The 18348-nt window shown below is 25.9% G+C and carries 13 protein-coding genes and 1 tRNA gene; 2 read left to right on the plus strand and 12 right to left on the minus strand.

Annotation, left to right across the window (positions count from 1 at the left end; translation table 4 throughout):
- Window positions 1-28 precede the first annotated feature (28 nt).
- On the plus strand, window positions 29-544 hold the full coding sequence (locus ACJA29_RS02150; protein WP_406602274.1) for an adenine phosphoribosyltransferase: 516 nt from the start codon (window positions 29-31) through the stop codon (window positions 542-544).
- Here ACJA29_RS02150 and ylqF read toward each other — a convergent pair whose 3' ends face one another.
- Window positions 545-1378, minus strand: a complete 834-nt coding sequence (gene ylqF, locus ACJA29_RS02155) for a ribosome biogenesis GTPase YlqF (RefSeq protein WP_406602275.1) — start codon at window positions 1376-1378, stop codon at window positions 545-547.
- A 62-nt stretch (window positions 1379-1440) separates the two neighbouring features.
- Here ylqF and ACJA29_RS02160 point away from each other — a divergent pair.
- Window positions 1441-1514: transfer RNA gene (locus ACJA29_RS02160), tRNA-Gly, on the plus strand.
- Window positions 1515-1562: 48 nt separating this feature from the next.
- Here ACJA29_RS02160 and ACJA29_RS02165 read toward each other — a convergent pair.
- From ACJA29_RS02165 to ACJA29_RS02215, 11 genes are all read right to left on the minus strand, one after another.
- Window positions 1563-2036 (minus strand): hypothetical protein, encoded by a 474-nt coding sequence (locus ACJA29_RS02165; RefSeq protein ID WP_406602276.1) that lies wholly within the window; start codon window positions 2034-2036, stop codon window positions 1563-1565.
- Window positions 2023-3765 carry a threonine--tRNA ligase gene (thrS, locus tag ACJA29_RS02170; protein WP_406602277.1) on the minus strand — a complete coding sequence of 581 codons (1743 nt, stop codon included), beginning with the start codon at window positions 3763-3765 and terminating at the stop codon, window positions 2023-2025. The genes ACJA29_RS02165 and thrS overlap by 14 nt, the downstream gene beginning before the upstream one ends.
- Window positions 3766-3798: 33 nt before the next feature.
- The gene (locus ACJA29_RS02175) at window positions 3799-5934 is read right to left on the minus strand and encodes a hypothetical protein (protein ID WP_406602278.1); all 2136 of its coding nucleotides are present in this window, start codon (window positions 5932-5934) and stop codon (window positions 3799-3801) included.
- A gap of 45 nt (window positions 5935-5979) precedes the next feature.
- Window positions 5980-6648, minus strand: a complete 669-nt coding sequence (deoC, locus tag ACJA29_RS02180) for a deoxyribose-phosphate aldolase (protein ID WP_406602279.1) — start codon at window positions 6646-6648, stop codon at window positions 5980-5982.
- A gap of 14 nt (window positions 6649-6662) precedes the next feature.
- Window positions 6663-8528, minus strand: a complete 1866-nt coding sequence (locus ACJA29_RS02185) for an ABC transporter ATP-binding protein (RefSeq protein WP_406602280.1) — start codon at window positions 8526-8528, stop codon at window positions 6663-6665.
- The gene (locus ACJA29_RS02190) at window positions 8506-10386 is read right to left on the minus strand and encodes an ABC transporter ATP-binding protein (RefSeq protein ID WP_406602281.1); all 1881 of its coding nucleotides are present in this window, start codon (window positions 10384-10386) and stop codon (window positions 8506-8508) included. The genes ACJA29_RS02185 and ACJA29_RS02190 overlap by 23 nt, the downstream gene beginning before the upstream one ends.
- A gap of 61 nt (window positions 10387-10447) precedes the next feature.
- Window positions 10448-11158, minus strand: a complete 711-nt coding sequence (gene rsmI, locus ACJA29_RS02195; RefSeq protein ID WP_406602282.1) for a 16S rRNA (cytidine(1402)-2'-O)-methyltransferase — start codon at window positions 11156-11158, stop codon at window positions 10448-10450.
- Window positions 11159-11170: 12 nt separating this feature from the next.
- Window positions 11171-13348, minus strand: a complete 2178-nt coding sequence (ftsH, locus tag ACJA29_RS02200) for an ATP-dependent zinc metalloprotease FtsH (protein WP_406602283.1) — start codon at window positions 13346-13348, stop codon at window positions 11171-11173.
- A gap of 62 nt (window positions 13349-13410) precedes the next feature.
- Window positions 13411-14307, minus strand: coding sequence for a tRNA lysidine(34) synthetase TilS (tilS, locus tag ACJA29_RS02205; RefSeq protein ID WP_406602284.1), 897 nt, complete (start codon window positions 14305-14307; stop codon window positions 13411-13413).
- 2 nt (window positions 14308-14309) lie between these two features.
- Window positions 14310-14870 carry an aminoacyl-tRNA hydrolase gene (gene pth, locus ACJA29_RS02210; protein ID WP_406602285.1) on the minus strand — a complete coding sequence of 187 codons (561 nt, stop codon included), beginning with the start codon at window positions 14868-14870 and terminating at the stop codon, window positions 14310-14312.
- An 87-nt stretch (window positions 14871-14957) separates the two neighbouring features.
- Complete coding sequence (locus ACJA29_RS02215; protein WP_406602286.1) at window positions 14958-18266, minus strand: Vmc-like lipoprotein signal peptide domain-containing protein; 3309 nt, start codon at window positions 18264-18266, stop codon at window positions 14958-14960.
- Window positions 18267-18348 lie beyond the last annotated feature (82 nt).

Here is an 18348-nt window from a genome sequence, read left to right on the forward strand (position 1 = left end):
AATATGTATGAAAGAAGTATAGATATTTATGCAATTAAATGATTTAAAAAAATTTATAGATGATGTTCCGGATTTCCCAACTCCAGGTGTACATTTTAAAGATATTTCTCCTTTGTTAGCTAATGGGGAAGCTTTAAATTTTGTTGTTAAGCAAATGATTGAATATGCAAAAGATGCTGATGTCATTGTAGGCCCTGATGCAAGAGGGTTTCTATTTGGAACTCCTGTTGCGGCAATTTTAAAAAAACCTTTTGTAATGGTAAGAAAAGAAAAAAAATTACCAGGTAAGGTAATTAGAGAAGAATATTCATATGAGTATTCTAAAAATGTTTTAGAGATGCAACAAAATAGAATCTTTCCAGGTCAAAAAGTAGTTATAATTGATGATGTTTTAGCAACTGGTGGTACAACGAAAGCAATAATTGATTTAGTAAAATCTCAAGGAGCAATAGTAACTAAAGTTATCTTTTTGCTTGAATTAGTAGAATTTAAAGGTTTAAACAAGTACAAAGGAATAGAAGTAATATCTTTAATTAAGATGTAATTAATCTCACGTAATATTAGTTAAATTTAATATTTTTTGTCGAAAAATTGCTAAAACTTTTTGAACATTTGGTTCCTTATTTTTTAATAAGAAATTATTTTTTCTTGCATATTTAACTAATTCTCCATATTTATCATTTTCTAATTCATGATAAGCAAAACCTAATTCATGAAATTTATCGGGATTAGACTTATATAAAATATCACTAATTTGATAATAAAATTCTTGATCATTAATTACATCTTGTTTAATTAAAGAACAAGCTACTAATTTTAAAGCTAGTGTTTGATCGCTTAATTTGGGCATTAAAATACCTGGAGTATCTAATAATTGAATATCATCCGCTGCTATTCATTGTAAAGAACGAGTTGTACCTGCAAAATTAGCAACTTTTGTTTTTTTGCTATTAGACAATAAATTAATCAAAGTGGATTTACCAACATTAGGTACTCCAATTACAAAGCATCTTAATCTTGGTTTTAGTAATCCTTTATTTTTATCCTTTTCTCTTTTTGCAGTCAATATTTGATTTAATGCTTTCATAATTTTAGACCTTGAACTATTTTTTTTTAAATTAACAATTACTTTTTTATCTTGAGGATTATTAAATTTACCTATGATTTGATTTAATCTAGTTAAATTAGCATAATCACTTTTAGAAAAAACAAACAACCTTGGTTTATTAGGACATATAGAATCTAAGTCTTCATTATATGAACTTAATGGCACTCGAGCATCAATTAATACAATAAAACAATCCACAATATTTTGTTTCTCTTTTATCTCTCTTAATGCTTTGGCCATATGACCTGGAAATCAGTTAATTGTATTCATAAAACAATTTTATTTTATTTTATTAATTTTGTATTATGATTATTATATAATTAAAGGAAATTGCGAGTGTAGTTTAATGGCAGAACTTCAGCCTTCCAAGCTGACTATGAGGGTTCGATTCCCTTCACTCGCTCCAAATCATAATAATATGACCATAAAAATTCTTGATTAATTCAAGAATTTTTTATTTATGACCAATAATATTATCTTCATTATTTTTTTGTTTTTTGGTTCTAATCATAGATTTAATTTCTATTTTTTTAACTATTATTGCAATAGGAATAATTAAAAAGAAAAAAGGAATAATTATTAAAGAACGAACTCAAGGTTCTAATTGATCAGAAACAAAAATTGCTACAAAGCAAATCGCTATCGGTAAAGAGAAAATAAAAATTGATCATTTTAATATTTTGAAATAAACAAATAGCAGTGTTAATAAAAAAGAAAAAATAATAAAAGCTATTCCAATTAATAATTTAATTCATCAACTGTATTCAATATTAAATGCTGCTGCAAACGGGAAATCACTAGAAAAAAATATTCACAATAATAAACATGGAATGGCAATGACAAAAAAAGTAAAAAGAGGTGTTTTAAATGATTCTAATCAAGAATTAACCATTTTATTATTGTTTTTACTTTTATTATTTTTTTTCATTTCTTAATTTTATTAGATAATCAATTAGTTCAATTTTTTTTATTTTGATAATATCTTTTTGACCATAAAATCTTAATGATAATTCATTTGTTGCAATTTCATCATCTCCAATAACAATTTGAATTTTTGTTTTTTTAATTTGAGCTTCGCGAATTTTTTTGCTAATTCTTTCATTTCGATCATCTACTTCAACATAAAAATGATTGTCTTTTAATTGGGTATAAATTTCATCTGCAAATGCTTTGTGTTCTTCTGCAACAGGAATAATAATAACTTGTTTTGGAGCTAATCAAAATGGTAAGTTTCCTTTTGTTTGCTCTAATAAAATAGATAAAAATCTTTCATAGGTACCAATTAATCCTCTATGAATCATAATTGGGTTTTCAATTGAATTTTGGGAATTATAGAATTCTAAATTAAATTTTTTAGGTAATAAAAAATCTAATTGTAATGTTGACATTGTAATTTCATGACCTAAAACAGTTTTAATTTGAATATCTATTTTCGGTCCATAAAAAGCTGCTTCACCAATTTTTTCTACATACTTAATTTTTAATTTTTTTAGAACTTTTCTTAAATCTTCTTCAGCTTTTAATCACATGTTTTCATCATTGTAGAATTTTTCTTTATTATCAGGGTCTCTTAAAGAAAGTGATACATAATCAACTTGAATATTAAACATTTCTAATGCTTCACTAATCATTTTGTAACAGTGCTCAAATTCAGAAATAATTTGATCTTTTCTTACAAATAAATGACCTTCAGTTAAAAGCATTGAACGCACTCTTTCTAATCCAGTTAAAGCACCTGATTTTTCATATCTAAATAAAGGTGATTGTTCACTTAATCTAATTGGCAATTCACGATATGATCTTCTTTTTGATTTATAAATCAAAACGTGGTGTGGACATGTCATGGGTCTTAAGATTAAATTTTCATTATCACAAATAATTGGTTTGAACATGTCTTCTTGATAATGTTGTCAATGACCTGAAATTTCATATAATTTTTTTTCTCCCACAATAGGAGTAGCAACTTCTGTGAAATTATATTTATAATCTAGAGCTAAAACCTCTTTCATGATTCTATTTCTAATTTTCATTCCATCTTCTAATCAAATCGGAAAACCTTGACCTGAAAGTTGGTCAAACATAAATAATTCCATTTCTTTTCCTAATTTACGATGATCACGTTCTTTTCTCTCTTGTAATAACATTAAGTAGTTATCAAGATCTTCTTTTGTTTCTCAAGCAGTGGCATATATTCTTGTTAATTGCTCATTATTAAAATCACCTCTTCAGTATGAACCTGCTAATGATAAAACTTTAAAGTGCTTAATTTTGCTAATCTTTTCAATATGTCCACCAGCACATAAATCAACAAATAATTCTTTATTTTTATTGGGATCATAAATAGAATAAAAAGTAATGTTTTTATTTTGACTTTTAAATTCATCAATTAATTCTTGTTTATATGGTTGTTGAGATGTATCATAAACATAATCATCAGGCATTTTATGCATGATGTAATTGTTATTAACTATCTTGTGCATTTGTTTTTCTATTTTTGCTAAATCAGATTCTAATAATGGTTGAGAGAATTTAAAATCATAATAAAAACCTTCTGCAGTTGGTGGTCCAAATCCTAATTTAGTATCTGGTCATAATTGTAAAATTGCTAACGCCATTACATGAGATGCTGAATGATTCAATTCTTTATTAAATTTCATATGTGATCAATATCCTTAATTTTTTATCTTGTTTTAAACAACTTCTAAATCCTTAAAAGATTTGGTTATTAATTTATTAACTGTAACATTACCTAATGTAATTGATATTTGTATATCAAATGATTCTTGTTGGATTGTTTTTTCAATTTTAGCTGAATCATATGTTTCAAAATATGCCATATTAATACCAACTTTTAATTCTGGCATTAATTCTGAAAAAGGCATGTTCGTTGCAACATTGTATAAATTAGCTGATTCAAAAATTTCTGATCAATTTCTTTCTCTAATTTTTTGTTTTAATAATTCTTTATTAACAATCTTAGATTTTATTAAAACATTGTCTTTTGTAATAGTCATAGAATCTAAAATTTTTTGATAATAAATTTCTTCATTTTCAAAATAATTAGCAATATAAATTTCTAAAGGTTCAATGTTAGTATAAATAGTTCCCTTAGTTGCATCACCTAAGAAAATGTTTAATTTTAATGATTTTGATTGAGAAGTATTTGATAAAGAATCTAACTGAACTTCTACTCCGCCATTTGATGTGTTATTAATACAATTTAATATGTTATTTGCTATTTGATTTATATTAAATGTTTCACCTTCATATGTATAATTAGTAGTTGGTAAATCAGTTTTCTTTAAAACATATTTAAAATTAGTAAATGGTTGGTTATTAGGATTTTTTATTAATTGAGCATTATATTTTTCATATAAACTATAAACGAATTCAAAAGGAATTGAGTATTTATTGTTACTAAAAGATACACCATTTTTCATAAAATAATCTGATAAAGAAAGAGGATTATTTCCTGAAGTATCTAAATCAAAAATATCTTCTAGTCCAAGATTATTTTCATATAAATAATTTACAAAAGCATTCATTTGTTTTTCTTCAGCACTTTTAATAAAATCATTTTCTTGAGCTAAACCTTCAATTAAAACAGATTTTGTAAAAGCTAATGGTGTATCTGGGTAAGAAGTAAAATAAATTCTATATGTAGGTGTAGTAGAATCAAATTCATAATTAAATGCACTTAGATTATTAGGATCTTCATCATTATGTAATTTAAATTCCATTTTTATTCCATCAGTTTCTAATTTAGAATCTATTGAATAATTGGTTTTTAAAGTAATATATCCTGATTGATATGCATCTCTTATGGACATCAGTGGAGTTTCAGGAGTTGTTGTTCCATCTTCTTGTGATTTAATAACAGGAGGATTATATTCAAAATATTGGTTTAAGTTATTAATTCAATCTGTGTTTTTTTGAATAAAATCATTTAATTTAGATTCAGGATCATCTACTCCTTGTTCTATATCAAATGTACCCAAATAAAGAATTTTAGATGCTGAAGATGAACTTGTAGAACCATTATTGTAAATAATGTTGTAATTAATTTTCAATAAAGATGGATTATATGCATCAGGAGCAACTGAAGATATGTTTAATCAATAATTTTTTTCTCTTAATTTTTTTAGTAAATCAGTATTTAAATCAAAATCTTCTACTTTAATGTTTTTAGCATACAATCCAATTTCACCTATTACTCCTACTTCTTTTTTTAATTGAAAATAATTTAAAGGATTTTCAGTAATGTCTGAAATGTATTGTTCTAACATTGATTGTTCTAAAGAAATTTTAAAACCATATAAATTAGAATCATTATATTCAAATATTGTTTCATAGTAATTACTTCCAGATCCATAAAATAACTTAATTCCTACAACAGGAGAAGAAGAATCTCCATATGAAGGTTTAACATAAGCTAGTGAATAATGAATTTGGTTTTGTCTCATTTGGTAATTTATTGATGAACTTAAAACTAATTGAAACAAATTATTATCATTAGCATCTTGAATAGTAATTAATGATCTTTCATTGGAACTTAATTCTACTCCTTTAGTTCCAATAACCCCATTACCATATACTTTTAAAGAACCTGAAAGATTATATCTATTAGGATATAGATAATTATCAATATAATAATTAATTCTTGATTTATTGCCCTCTAAAGTATCTGCTGAATGATTCGAATTTAAATAGTATTGTTTTTTTGATTCCATGACAAGTGGAACCGTAATGGCCGAAATTAAAGAAGCAGCAAATAATGATGTAAATCCTATTATCTTTCAATAACGTTTTTTTAACTTCGCTTTCATAGTAATTGTTCTATAGTTAAAATTATATTAAAAATATAATTATTTCTAATATGATTTATTATCCACTTTTTTATTTGTAAAAATTGCAACTGATGATGATGTTCCAAATCTTTTTACGCCCATAGCAACATATTTTTCAATATCATCCATTGATTTAATACCACCTGCTGCTTTGATTGATAAATTTTTATCACCAATTACTTTGTTAAAAATTTCAATATCTTTTGGTTCTGCTCCACGATAAGAAAAACCTGTTGATGTTTTAATAAAATCTGCTCCTGATGCTAAAACAATTTCAGTAGCTTTTTCAATTTCTCAATCTTTTAGTAAAGCTGTTTCAATAATTACTTTTAACACTTTATTGCCACATTCTGCTTTAATTTTTTTAATTTCATTTAAAACATAATCATATTGACCATCTTTAAAACGACCAATGTTGATTACCATATCAATTTCATCAGCTCCATGATCAATTGCTAATTTAGTTTCTTGTATTTTTGCTTGACTAATACATGCCCCTAAAGGAAAACCTACAACTGATACTATTTTAATATCTGTATTTTTTAGTTTTTCTTTAGCATGTTTAATTCAAGATGAATTAATACAAATTGCTCCAAAACCAAATTCTTTAGCTTCTTGGATTAATTTATCAATTTCTTTTTCTGTTCCTTCAGGTTTTAAATAAGTATGATCAATCATTTTTTCATATTTCATAATTTACTCCTTTATTAAATATCTTCAGGTGTATTTAATTTTGAATTATACATATTTGCATAGAAACCATTTAGTTTCAATAATTGTTGATGATTTCCTTTTTCTAAAATTTCTCCATCTTTTAGAACAACAATAATGTCGGCATGTTTAATTGTAGATAAACGGTGAGCAATCATAAAAGTTGTTTTCCCTTTTGATAATTCAATCATTCCTTGTTGAATATCTTTTTCAGTTTTTGTATCAATGCTTGATGTTGCTTCATCAAGAATTAAAATTGATGATGTTTTTAAAAATGCTCTAGCAATTGCTAATAATTGTCTTTGTCCTTGTGATATATCATCAGCATTATTTTCTAAAACAGTTTCATAACCTTTTTCTAAAGACATAATAAAGTTATGAGCATTAGCTTTTTTACATGCTTCTTCAATTTCTTCATTAGTTGCATTTTCTTTTGCATATCTAATGTTTTCATAAATACTTGCACCAAAAATAAATGTATCTTGTAAAACAATTGATACTTCATCTCTTAATGAATGTTTTGTAATATTTTTAATAGAAATATCGTCAATTAAAATATCACTTTCTTCATTTGTTACATCATAGAATTTTGTTAATAAATTAATGATTGTAGTTTTACCAGAACCTGTTGGTCCAACAATTCCTACTACTTGACCTGGTTTAACATCTAAAGAAATATTTTTTAACACATCTTTTTTATTGTCATATGAAAAAGTTAGATTTTTAAATTTAATATGACCTTTTAAGTTTTTAACATTAACTGTTTCTGAATCTGATAAAACTTCTTTAGGTTGTTCAGTAATCACAATTGCTCGATTGGTTCCAGCAATAGCTGATTGTAATAATGTTAATAATTGGAATATTTGGTAAATAGGATTTGAAAAGTTTTTAGTAAATGTCATCATTGCAGTTAATAGTGACATTGTTAAAGTTGCTGTAATAAATGAATCATCAGGATTTCCTCCTAATGTTGATTGAATTCCACCAAAATTAATTTTGTTAATTGATAAAGCCATAGCAACAATATACATCACACCAATTAAAACATTACCCATTAATGTATTTCAAGGGTTTGATAATGATGATAATAGATCAGATTTATAAGATATATTTTTTAAATTTTCATTCTTTTTATTAAAACTTGCAATTGCTAAATGTTGTTTATTAAAGTTATTGATAATTTTTTGACCTGAAATTGTTTCTTCAGCATAACCATTTAAATCTCCTAATACAACTTGTTTTTTAGCATAATTAGGTTGGGCTTTTTTAAATAGTAAATAAACGACTGATAATTGAATAGGAACAAATACTATTGCAATTGCCCCCATGATTGGAGAAAATAATAAAAGAACAATTAAGAAGAAAAAGATCTGAGTAGATGAAACTAAAAATTGTGTAACATTTTGAGTCAATGCCATCGTAATAGTATTGATATCATTAGTTAATCTTGACATAATATCTCCAGAAGGAGTTGAATCAAAATATTGTAGTTTTAAATCAAGTATTTTAAAATATAGATCTTTTCTTAAAGATTTAGAAGTGTATTGAGCAGTTTTTGTCATAAAAATTGTTTGTAAAACATAAATAACAAGAGCTAAAAATAATGCTACTAATAATCCTGACATAAATTTAACTATTGTTGCAGAATGTTCAGGAGCTTTTAAATCAATATGCTCTGTAATAAATTTTAAAAAATAATAGTTTCCAATGGTAATACCTGCTGTAAATAATGAAAGAATAATTGAAGAAATAACTACAAAAATAAATGTACTTTTGTATTCTTTAATATAAATTCATAAAAATTTTAAAGGTTTCCCATATCTTTCTTTTAAAGATATCTTACTGTTGCTTGTTTTTTTCAATTTGACGCAACCCCCTTTCTTTAAGCATTACATTCAATTCTTCAGTTCCTAATTGTGAAGCTGCAATTGAACGATAAGTGTCATTATTTGCTAATAAGTTTCAATGAGTATCAAAACCTACAATCTCACCATTATTCATAACAATTATTTTGTCCAACTCTTCTACTGAAGATATTCTTTGAGCAACAACAATTGTGGTAGCATCATTATATTTCTTAATATTAGATTGTACTTTCTTTTCAGTTATCGTATCTAAAGCCGAAGTAGAATCATCAAAAATAATAATCTTAGATTTTTTAGCAATTGTTCTTGCAATAGAAATCCTTTGCTTCTGACCTCCTGAAAAGTTCTTTCCTCTTTGTTCTACAATTGAATTTAATTTATCTGGTTTTTTAGAAATAAACTCTCATGCTTCTGCCACTTTTGCAGCTTTAATAGCTTCTTTTTCCAACTCTTCTGCAGATAAGTTTTCATCAAGTCCTAATGCAATATTTGATTTAATAGTTCCTGAAAATAATAAAGCTGTTTGCATAGCTATTGCTACATTAGAATTAATTTCATTAAAACTAAACTCTTTTACATCAATTCCATCAATTAATACTTGGCCTTTACTACAATCAAATAATCTACCAATTAAATTAACTAATGTTGACTTACCACTACCTGTTCCACCAATAATTCCAATTTTTTCTTTATCATTAATTTTTAAATTAATATTTTTGATTATTAAATGAGTATCATCTTTTAAGAATGAATGTGATACATTTTTAAATTCTATTACTCCTTTAGTTATTTTTTTGGTTGAACTATTATCAAATGTTAATGATGGTGTAAATTTTGTTACTTCATTAATTCTTTTAACACATGGTATAGATCTAGATATTTGAGCAATTGATACAATGATAATGATAAATCCAAAAAGAACTTGCATTAGAATTCCTGAAAAACCAATCAATTGACCAGCAGCTGACATATTATCATATTTATTTCAAGTAATAAAGTAAATAAATATCATCATACCTGTTACTACACATTGTAAAACAGGGAAAAGCATTCCAATTAATGAATAACCTTTAAATCATGATTGAGTTAATTTTTCATTAGGTATTTCAAATTTACTTTTTTGTTTAGATTCTAAATTGTAAGCTTTTACTACTCTTATTCCTAAAATAGATTCACGCACTTGTTTATTAATACCATCAATATATTGTTGTCCTTTTCTCATATGGGGAGTTGAAAAGGCAATAATTAATCCAATAAAAACAATTAAAAGAGGAATTACTATTGCATAGATAATAACTCAATCTGAGTATTGAATAGCAGATTTAATAATTCCAAAAATAATTGAAAAAACTCCAGCAATCATAAATTTTGCTGCAAAAGAAACTGATGTATATATTAATTCAGTATCTGTTGTTAATCTAGTTAGTAATGAAGAAGCTGAAAATTTATCAATATCTTCAAAAGAAAATTTTTGAATTTTTTCATAAACTCTTCTTCTCATTTCGGTGATATACATTGCAACAGCTTTTGAGGTCATTCAAACACCAAGACCACCAAATAAAACTCCAAATAATAAAATTACAAAAGTTAGCAATGATAAATTTAATGGACCTAAATTATATAAACTAGTAATATTTGAGTCATTGATAACAGAATCTATAGGTACTTGTACTAGTGGTGTTCCTGGTGCTTGTATATTTGGAACTAAAACATTGTTAGGATCTGGATACACAGCACGGTACATTAAAGCACGAATAAAATCTGTTTCTATAATTGCTACAAATGATTCTAAAATTAAGAACAAAGTAGCAAAAATAATGATTATTGCAGATTTTTTAGAAAAATATTTAAACATTTACCCCTCTCTTATGAATATTCTTGATTAATTTAAATCTAAATTAAAATTATCATTTTAATTATAATGATTTTTTATATTTATTTTCTTTTTGTTTTTTTGATTTATTTATTTTTAGAACTAATGTCATTTCTCCTCTTAAATTATTATGTAATTGTTCTTTAATTTCTTTTGCATTACCTCAATAATAAGATTCAAAGGTTTTAGTTAATTCTCTTCCTACAAACAAAGAATGATCTTCAATGTTTTTATTAATAATATCTAATAAAAATTCTATTTTATGTGGTGCTGAAAAAAGAATGTATGTTCCTTCTTTTAAAGAACTAATTTGAGATATTAATTGATTTTTTTTAGCTTTACCAAATCCTAAAAAAGTAAATTCTGGACCTAAATTACTTGCACAAATAGCTGTTGTAGTAGCTGATACACCAGGAATTACTACAAAATCTATTTTTTGCTTTCTAGCTTCTTCGATTAAGTTAAAGCCTGGATCACTTATTGTAGGCATGCCAGCATCAGAAACTAAAGCTATACTTAAATTTTTATTTAAAACTAAATCTATAATTCCTTTTGCAGAATTTTTTTCATTAAAATTATGATAAGAAATTAATTTTTTATTTTTAATATCAAAATGATTTAATAATTTTAAAGTTACTCTTGTATCTTCACAAGCAATAACATCTACTTTTTTTAATATATCTAGTGCTCTAAAAGTAATATCATCAAAATTACCGATTGGAGTTCCTACAATAAAAAGTTTGTGTTCTTTCATTATCTTTACAAATTATTTTTTATCTTCTTGATTTTCTTTGTTTTTGTTACTATTTGATTTCTTTTTGCTTACAGTAACAGTTGTTGTTTTAGTTTTAGTTTCTTTATTAACTTCTATTTCTTTAGTATTTTTCTTGTTTTTTGGTGTTTCATGTTCAACTGTTTCTAAGATTTCATCAATATTAACTTGGAAATTTTCTTTTTTAGTTTCAATTTCTTCTTCAGGAGGTAATTTCATATTTTTTTCAATATATTCAATTTCTTCTGCCACAATAGTTTCTTTTTTCAATAATAAAGTTTTTATTAATTCTAATAATTTTTTATTATCCTCAATTACTTTTTTAGCTTCTTTTTGAGCTGAAGTAATAATTTTTCTCACTTCTGTATCAATTTCATTTGAAAGAGCATCTGAAGTGAATTTACTTTTTGTATAATCACGTCCTAAAAATACAGATCCTTCAGGTTCTTCATATTGAATAGGACCTAATGATGACATACCTCATTCTGTTACCATTCTTCTTGCAATAGAAGTTGCTCTTTGAATATCATCAGCTGCTCCTGTAGAAATATTTTCTTTACCATAAATAATTTCTTCAGCAGCACGACCACCCATGTATGATTTGATCATTGATTCTAATTCTAATTTAGTTTTATTGTATTTTTCTTTTTCTGGCAACATTAAATTATATCCACCAGCATTTCCTCTAGGAATAATAGTGATTTTTTGTACTTTATTACCACCTGGAACTTTCAGTCCAACAACAGCATGCCCAGCTTCATGGTAAGCAACCATTGTCAATTCTTCCGGAGAAATAGTTCTTGTTTTTTTAGCAGGTCCTGACATTACCCGGTCAATAGCTTCATCAATTTGTAATTTAGTAATAACACCTGTATTTTCTCTTACAGATAATAAAGCAGCCTCATTAATTACATTTTCTAATTGAGCTCCTGAATAGCCTGGAGTTCTTTTAGCTAAATTAGCAAATGTAACTTCAGGATCAATTCTTTTTCCTTTTGCATGTAATTTCAATATTTCTTCACGTTCTTTAATGTCTGGTAAATTAACAGTAATAGTACGATCAAAACGACCTGGTCTTAATAGAGCTGGATCTAAAACATCAGTTCTATTTGTTGCAGCCATAATTAAAATTCCACTATTTTCTGCCATTCCATCCATTTCAACTAGTAATTGGTTTAATGTTTGTTCTCTTTCATCATTTCCGCCACCAATTCCTGCACCACGAGATCTACCAACAGCATCAATTTCATCAATAAAAATTATTGCAGGAGCTTCTTTTCTTGCATCTTTAAATAATTCTCTTACTCTTTTTGCCCCAACTCCCACATACATTTCAACAAAGTTAGAACCTGAAATGAAATAAAATGGAACATTAGCTTCTCCAGCTGTCGCTTTAGCAATTAAAGTTTTACCTGTCCCTGGAGGACCACCTAATAAGATACCTTTTGGTATTCTTGCTCCAGCTGCTGAATATTTAGTAGGATTTTTTAAATAATCTACTAATTCTTTAACTTCTTCTTTAACTTCTTCATTACCAGCAATATCTGAGAATTTTTTATCAGAAATAATTTTTTGAGCTTGGTTTTTACCTGGATTAAATATTCCTCCGCCAGCTTTCATTTGTGCACGGTATAAGAATCACATTAGTAAGAATAATAGTAGCATTGGTCCAAATGTTACTAGAAGTTTATATCAAATACTTTCTTGAACTACATAAGTTGCTTTAACCATTCCGGCACTAAAATATTGAAATGAGTTATTAGGATCAGATGGCTTGTAGTTAAGGTTTTCTTTAAAATAAAATAGTGGATGACTTCCTTCAGGAAGGGGTGGTAAATTCAAATTCGAACCATTAACTACACCATTTTTACTATTAAAATATTCTCACAAAATATCAGCACCACCTTGAGGTAATCCAATGATATAATTTTGACCATTATAAGTAAACAATAATTTCCGCTGAAAATCTGAAATAATTATAGAAGAGAAATATTTATCATCAGTAGGGCTAGTAATTGCTTCAGTTATAAACTTTCCAAGTTGATCAATATTTGTTTCAATAGGAGCCGGATTTAATAAGTTTCATATTAATCAAATGAAAAGAATTAAGATCAAAATAATCAAAATGATTGGTAGTCATTTAATTTTTCTTTTAGGTTTATTATCATTCATAAATACCCTTTCATTAATAAGTTAAAATAATTATAAATTTTAATAAATAAAATTTATTAATACTAATGAATTATTTTATTATAATTATTGTTTTTTATATAAACTTTATTATTTTTTTTAAAAATAAAATTGTTATTTGAAAGCAGAAATTCTTTATTATTATTGCTTGATAAAAGAAATTTAATAATATTATTGATTATATTTTTATTTAAATTAATATTCTTTAAATTTTTGTTAATAAATAGTTTAATTACTTCTTCTTGGTATTTTAAATTAGAAAAAAAATCTAATTTAAATCCTGATAAGAATCATTCTTTATACTCTTTTTTAATATTTTTAATTATTTTATCTTGTGATTTATTGAAATTTAAAAATTCATTTAATAATTCTTCTTTTTGAGCTAATGAATACTTATTTAAAATATTGTTTCTAATATAGTTTCTTTTATAGTTAGATTCGAAATTAGTGTAATCATCATGGTAATATATTTTATGTTTTTGAACTAAATCATAAATTTCTTGTTTTCAATATTTTAATAATAATGGACGATATATATTCATTTGATTTAAACGAATTTTTTCTTTAATACCATAAAATAATTTGTCTTCATTTTTTTCTTTTTGCATAATACATGTTTCTAAAAAATCATCTTTATGGTGGGCAATTAATAATTGTTTACATTGATATTTTTTATATAAACTTTTAAAAAAATCATATCTTATTTCACGAGCTCAATTTTCAAAATTGCTATTAGAATGATTTGTATTTTTATCTAAAATTAATTTTTCTAATTTTAAATGATATTTTTTAGCAAAATTTTCAACTATTTCCTGATCTATATGAGTATCATGACGAATATTATAATTAACATAAGCTAAAATAACATTTTTATCATGTCGATATTGATATGCTAAAAACATTGAATCAGCCCCACCACTAATTGCTAATATTTTTTTCAAAATTATTCCCTTTTACGATTAAAATTATTTGTCACATAATGTATTCCATTATAAATAATGCTTGTAACAGCATCTGCAGCTTCAATAATCACTTTATCAATAATTGGTTGTTGAGTTTTATCAAATGGTTCTAAAACATATGAACTAATTGAAGTAGATTTCTTTTCAGGTCTTCCTATTCCAATTTTTAAACGATAAAATTCTGAAGTACCAAGTTTTTCAATAATGTTTTTTATTCCATTATGACCACCGGAAGAATTGGATATTTTAATTTTAGCTTGACCTACTTTTATATCAAGATCATCACATATTACTAAAATATCTTTTGGAGATATTTTGTAAAAGTCAACAACTTTTTTAACAACCTCTCCTGATAAATTCATATAAGTTGTTGGTTTAATTAAAATAAAATCTTCATTCATATAAAATAAAGCATCAAATTTTTCTTTTGATAGTTTTACATTCATTTTTTTAGCAATTTCATCAACAACTTGAAAACCTATATTATGTCTTGTGTTTTCATATTCGCTACCAGGATTTCCAAGACCTACTATTAATTTCATAACATTTTAATTTTATACTAAAAAATAAAAAATCACAATCAGTACTTAAATTATGATCATGATTTTTATTTTATTTAATTTTATTTATTAAAAATTATTTGATTCTCCTGGTGTTGTTTCTCTGCTACCTATACCTGTTGATGAAGAGGTTTTTAATTTAACTGTTAAATTAACTTTAAGTGATACTGTTTCTCCTGTTTCACTATCTGTTAATGTTGCAGTTAATACTACATTTGATCCTTGAGTAGTTAAAGCCGATGAATTAGTTAATACATTACCATCTAATTTTCAACCATTTGTTTCTGTTGAAGTACCATCATTACCTTCTCGTGATCCGCCACTGCTTTCAGAACCATTTGTTGAAGGTGGGGTTTGAGTAGATATAGATCATGTTAATGATGTATAAAGTGATCCAGTAAATCCTCCTCAACTATTGAATCCTGTTTCTAAGAAATTCAAACCATTTGCTCTTCCTGTTACATCAGTTTCTGATGAATCAATAGAATGACTTGGTAATTCAAATTTAATGAATTTTGCAGTATCACTATCAGTTGTAATAGTTACTTGATATTCATTGTTGTTTGACATTGTTTTAATATCTATTCCTAAATTATTTGTTTGAGGAGTTAAATTATCTGAATTAGACCCTGTGTAAATAGTTCCTAAAATTTCTTTGTTCATTCCCGAAATTTCATAAGAAGGGAATGAAATTTTGTTAGTATTAGATTGTGCTTCATTTGAGAATCAAATTGAAGCTTCTTTACCATATAATCCTTTTGTTTGTACAGTTCTATCTGTAATTTCATTATTTTTATATTTATTAAAAGTAATTTTAACTTCTGTTCCACTAACAAAATTAATAGTTTTTTGTAAATCATCTAAACTTACTTCTTGACTACCATCTACAGTCACTTTACCAAATTTATACATATTAATATCACCAGGTAAATCTGTTCCTGATAAAGTAAATTCAATATTATATCTATTTGCAAATTGTCCTTTTACTTGAGAATTAGTAAATTTTGGAGAAGGACAAGTAACAGAAGTTGTTACTGTAGAATAACCTACTAAAGAGAAATTATATTTTTTACCAGCAACATCAGAATATTTAGCACTAAATTCAATTGATGTAGATGAAGCATTAGAAGTGTTAATAGTTCAAATACTATTTGAAGTGTCCCCTGCCTCTTTTGGTTGTTGAGAAGAAACAACATTACTTTCTTCTATTTTTCATTTTGCAATATCTGTTGGTAAATTAGTTCCTTTTATTGTTACTTTTACATTGGTATTGTTATCTGATAAAGTAGGAGTAGGAGTTGCATTATTATCAATTGTAGGTTCTCCTAAAGCACCTAATTTAAATGTTATTTTAATATCAAATGATAATGATTTATTTGTTAATCTATCTGTTATTGTTGCTGTAAGATCAGCTGAAATTGGAGCATTTTCAGTTAAAGCTTCTTTGTTATGCAGTACATTACCATTCCCTAATTCTTCAAATTTTGTATGATCTGTTCCACCTTTAAATTCTCAAGAAACACTTGTATAAGTATATTGAGGTGACTGAGGACTTGAAGGAAGATTTTCTGAAAATCCTTTTCATCCTCCAATAGAAGCTAAGATTTCTTCTTGTGAAGGTAAAACTAAATATATATAAGTATGTGATTTATAATGTGATGTAATTGTTCATTCAAATGGTTTGCTTGCATCTTCTTGTGATATATCTTCTTTAGTTAAAGGTGAGTAATCTAGTTGTTGCAATGATCCTTTACCTTCTTTTTGTAAAGAAGTTACTTTTTGTTTGTAAGAATCTGCATTTTCGAAAAATTTTGAACTTTCAATGCTTGTTGGAGCAACATAATCTGCAAATGTGAAAGTAACTGGTTGTCCTTCAACTCTTGAAGAGGGGTTAGAAGCGACATCAACTAAAGTTACACTGAATTCTTTTCCATATAATCCTTTTGTTTGTGCTATTGGTAATGGTGGTGTTGTTGGTGATGTTGATGATGCATAATTAGAAGGAGCTGAAGGAGTTGTGTCTTTTATTTTTTTAATTATAAATTGCACACTAGTATTTGTATTATTATAAGTTGTATCTAATTCTAGTTTAGTTGAATCTACAGTTGGAACATTTGTTTCGCTTCCAGAATAAGTAAATTTATATTTAGTAACTTCTTGTGGTAAATTTGATCCTGTTAAAAGAATTTTTAAATCACCATTTTCAGTTATTTCACTTGTTGCACTAGAAATTGTTTGAACTGGATTATCAATCATTTTAATGGTTAAACTTAATTCAAATGTTTTAGTTACATTTGTTAATGTATCTTGTAATGTACCAATCATTACAACTGTAAATCCACTAGTTGTTAATTCATTTTTGTTTTTTAGTGTAGATGATGATGCATCATATTCTCAATTATTTGTTTGATCATTTTGAATAGATCAAGTTAAAGTTGTGCTATTTCCTGAAGTTGTAAACCCTTTTTGACCACTTAAGAAACTAGATATATTTGTTGTTGGTAAAACAATACTTACAAACTTATTATTAGCTGCTGAAGTTGTAATAGTATATGCTAAATTATCACCAGTAATTTTATCTGAGGTTACTGAAGTATTAATAGATGAATCAGATGTTCCTTCATGAACATTTGTAAAGAATTGATCTTTATTGATAGCAGTCGGTGCTATATAATCACTAAATGTAAATTCTGTTGCTGGTGTTTGATCTTTGATTTGTAAGCTAAATTTAGCTCCATATAAATCTTTTGTTAAAACTTGTCCTTGACTTTCTTTTACAATTGTAAAAATAATTTGTGAACTATTTTCTCATGTTAAACTAATTTGATTAACATCTATTGAAGGATTTGTATTTGTATATGTTGATGGTGCTGCTTGTACAAAATTAAATACATATAAAGAGTTTGTTGAAGATAAATTATTTCCTGTAACTGTTAATACTAAGTTACCTTCATCAGTCATGTCGGAATTAATATTTGATATTGTTGAAACTGGAACAGTAAATTCTGTTGAAGCATTACTTTCTGCTCCTGTTCCTTCAATAGTAAATGTTTTTCCAATAACATTAGCATAAGTTGCTGCAAAAGTTACTTGTGTTTCTGTAGCAGGCTGAGAAGAAGATAATGATCATTCAGATGATACAGTATTATTTTCTTTGAATTTTCATTTGCTAATATCTGTAGGTAATTTAGAACCTGTAACTGTAACAACAACTTTATCTTGTTCTATTTTTGAAGTAACTGAACTAATTTTAATATCTTGAGCTTCATTTCCATTATCACCACAAGAAGTCACTACTAATATAGGTGTAGACAAAATTAATGCTGAACCTAATCCCATTAATAATTTTTTATTCATAATAAATAATTTTTTATTCATAATATCTCCTTAAATATCTATAGTGTTTTGTAATTTGAATTCTCATTGTAAATTCTTATATAAAAATACTATAGCATAATAA

Origin of the sequence: Metamycoplasma sualvi (assembly GCF_045276925.1) — a bacterium.
GTDB lineage: Bacteria > Bacillota_I > Bacilli_A > Mycoplasmatales > Metamycoplasmataceae > UBA710.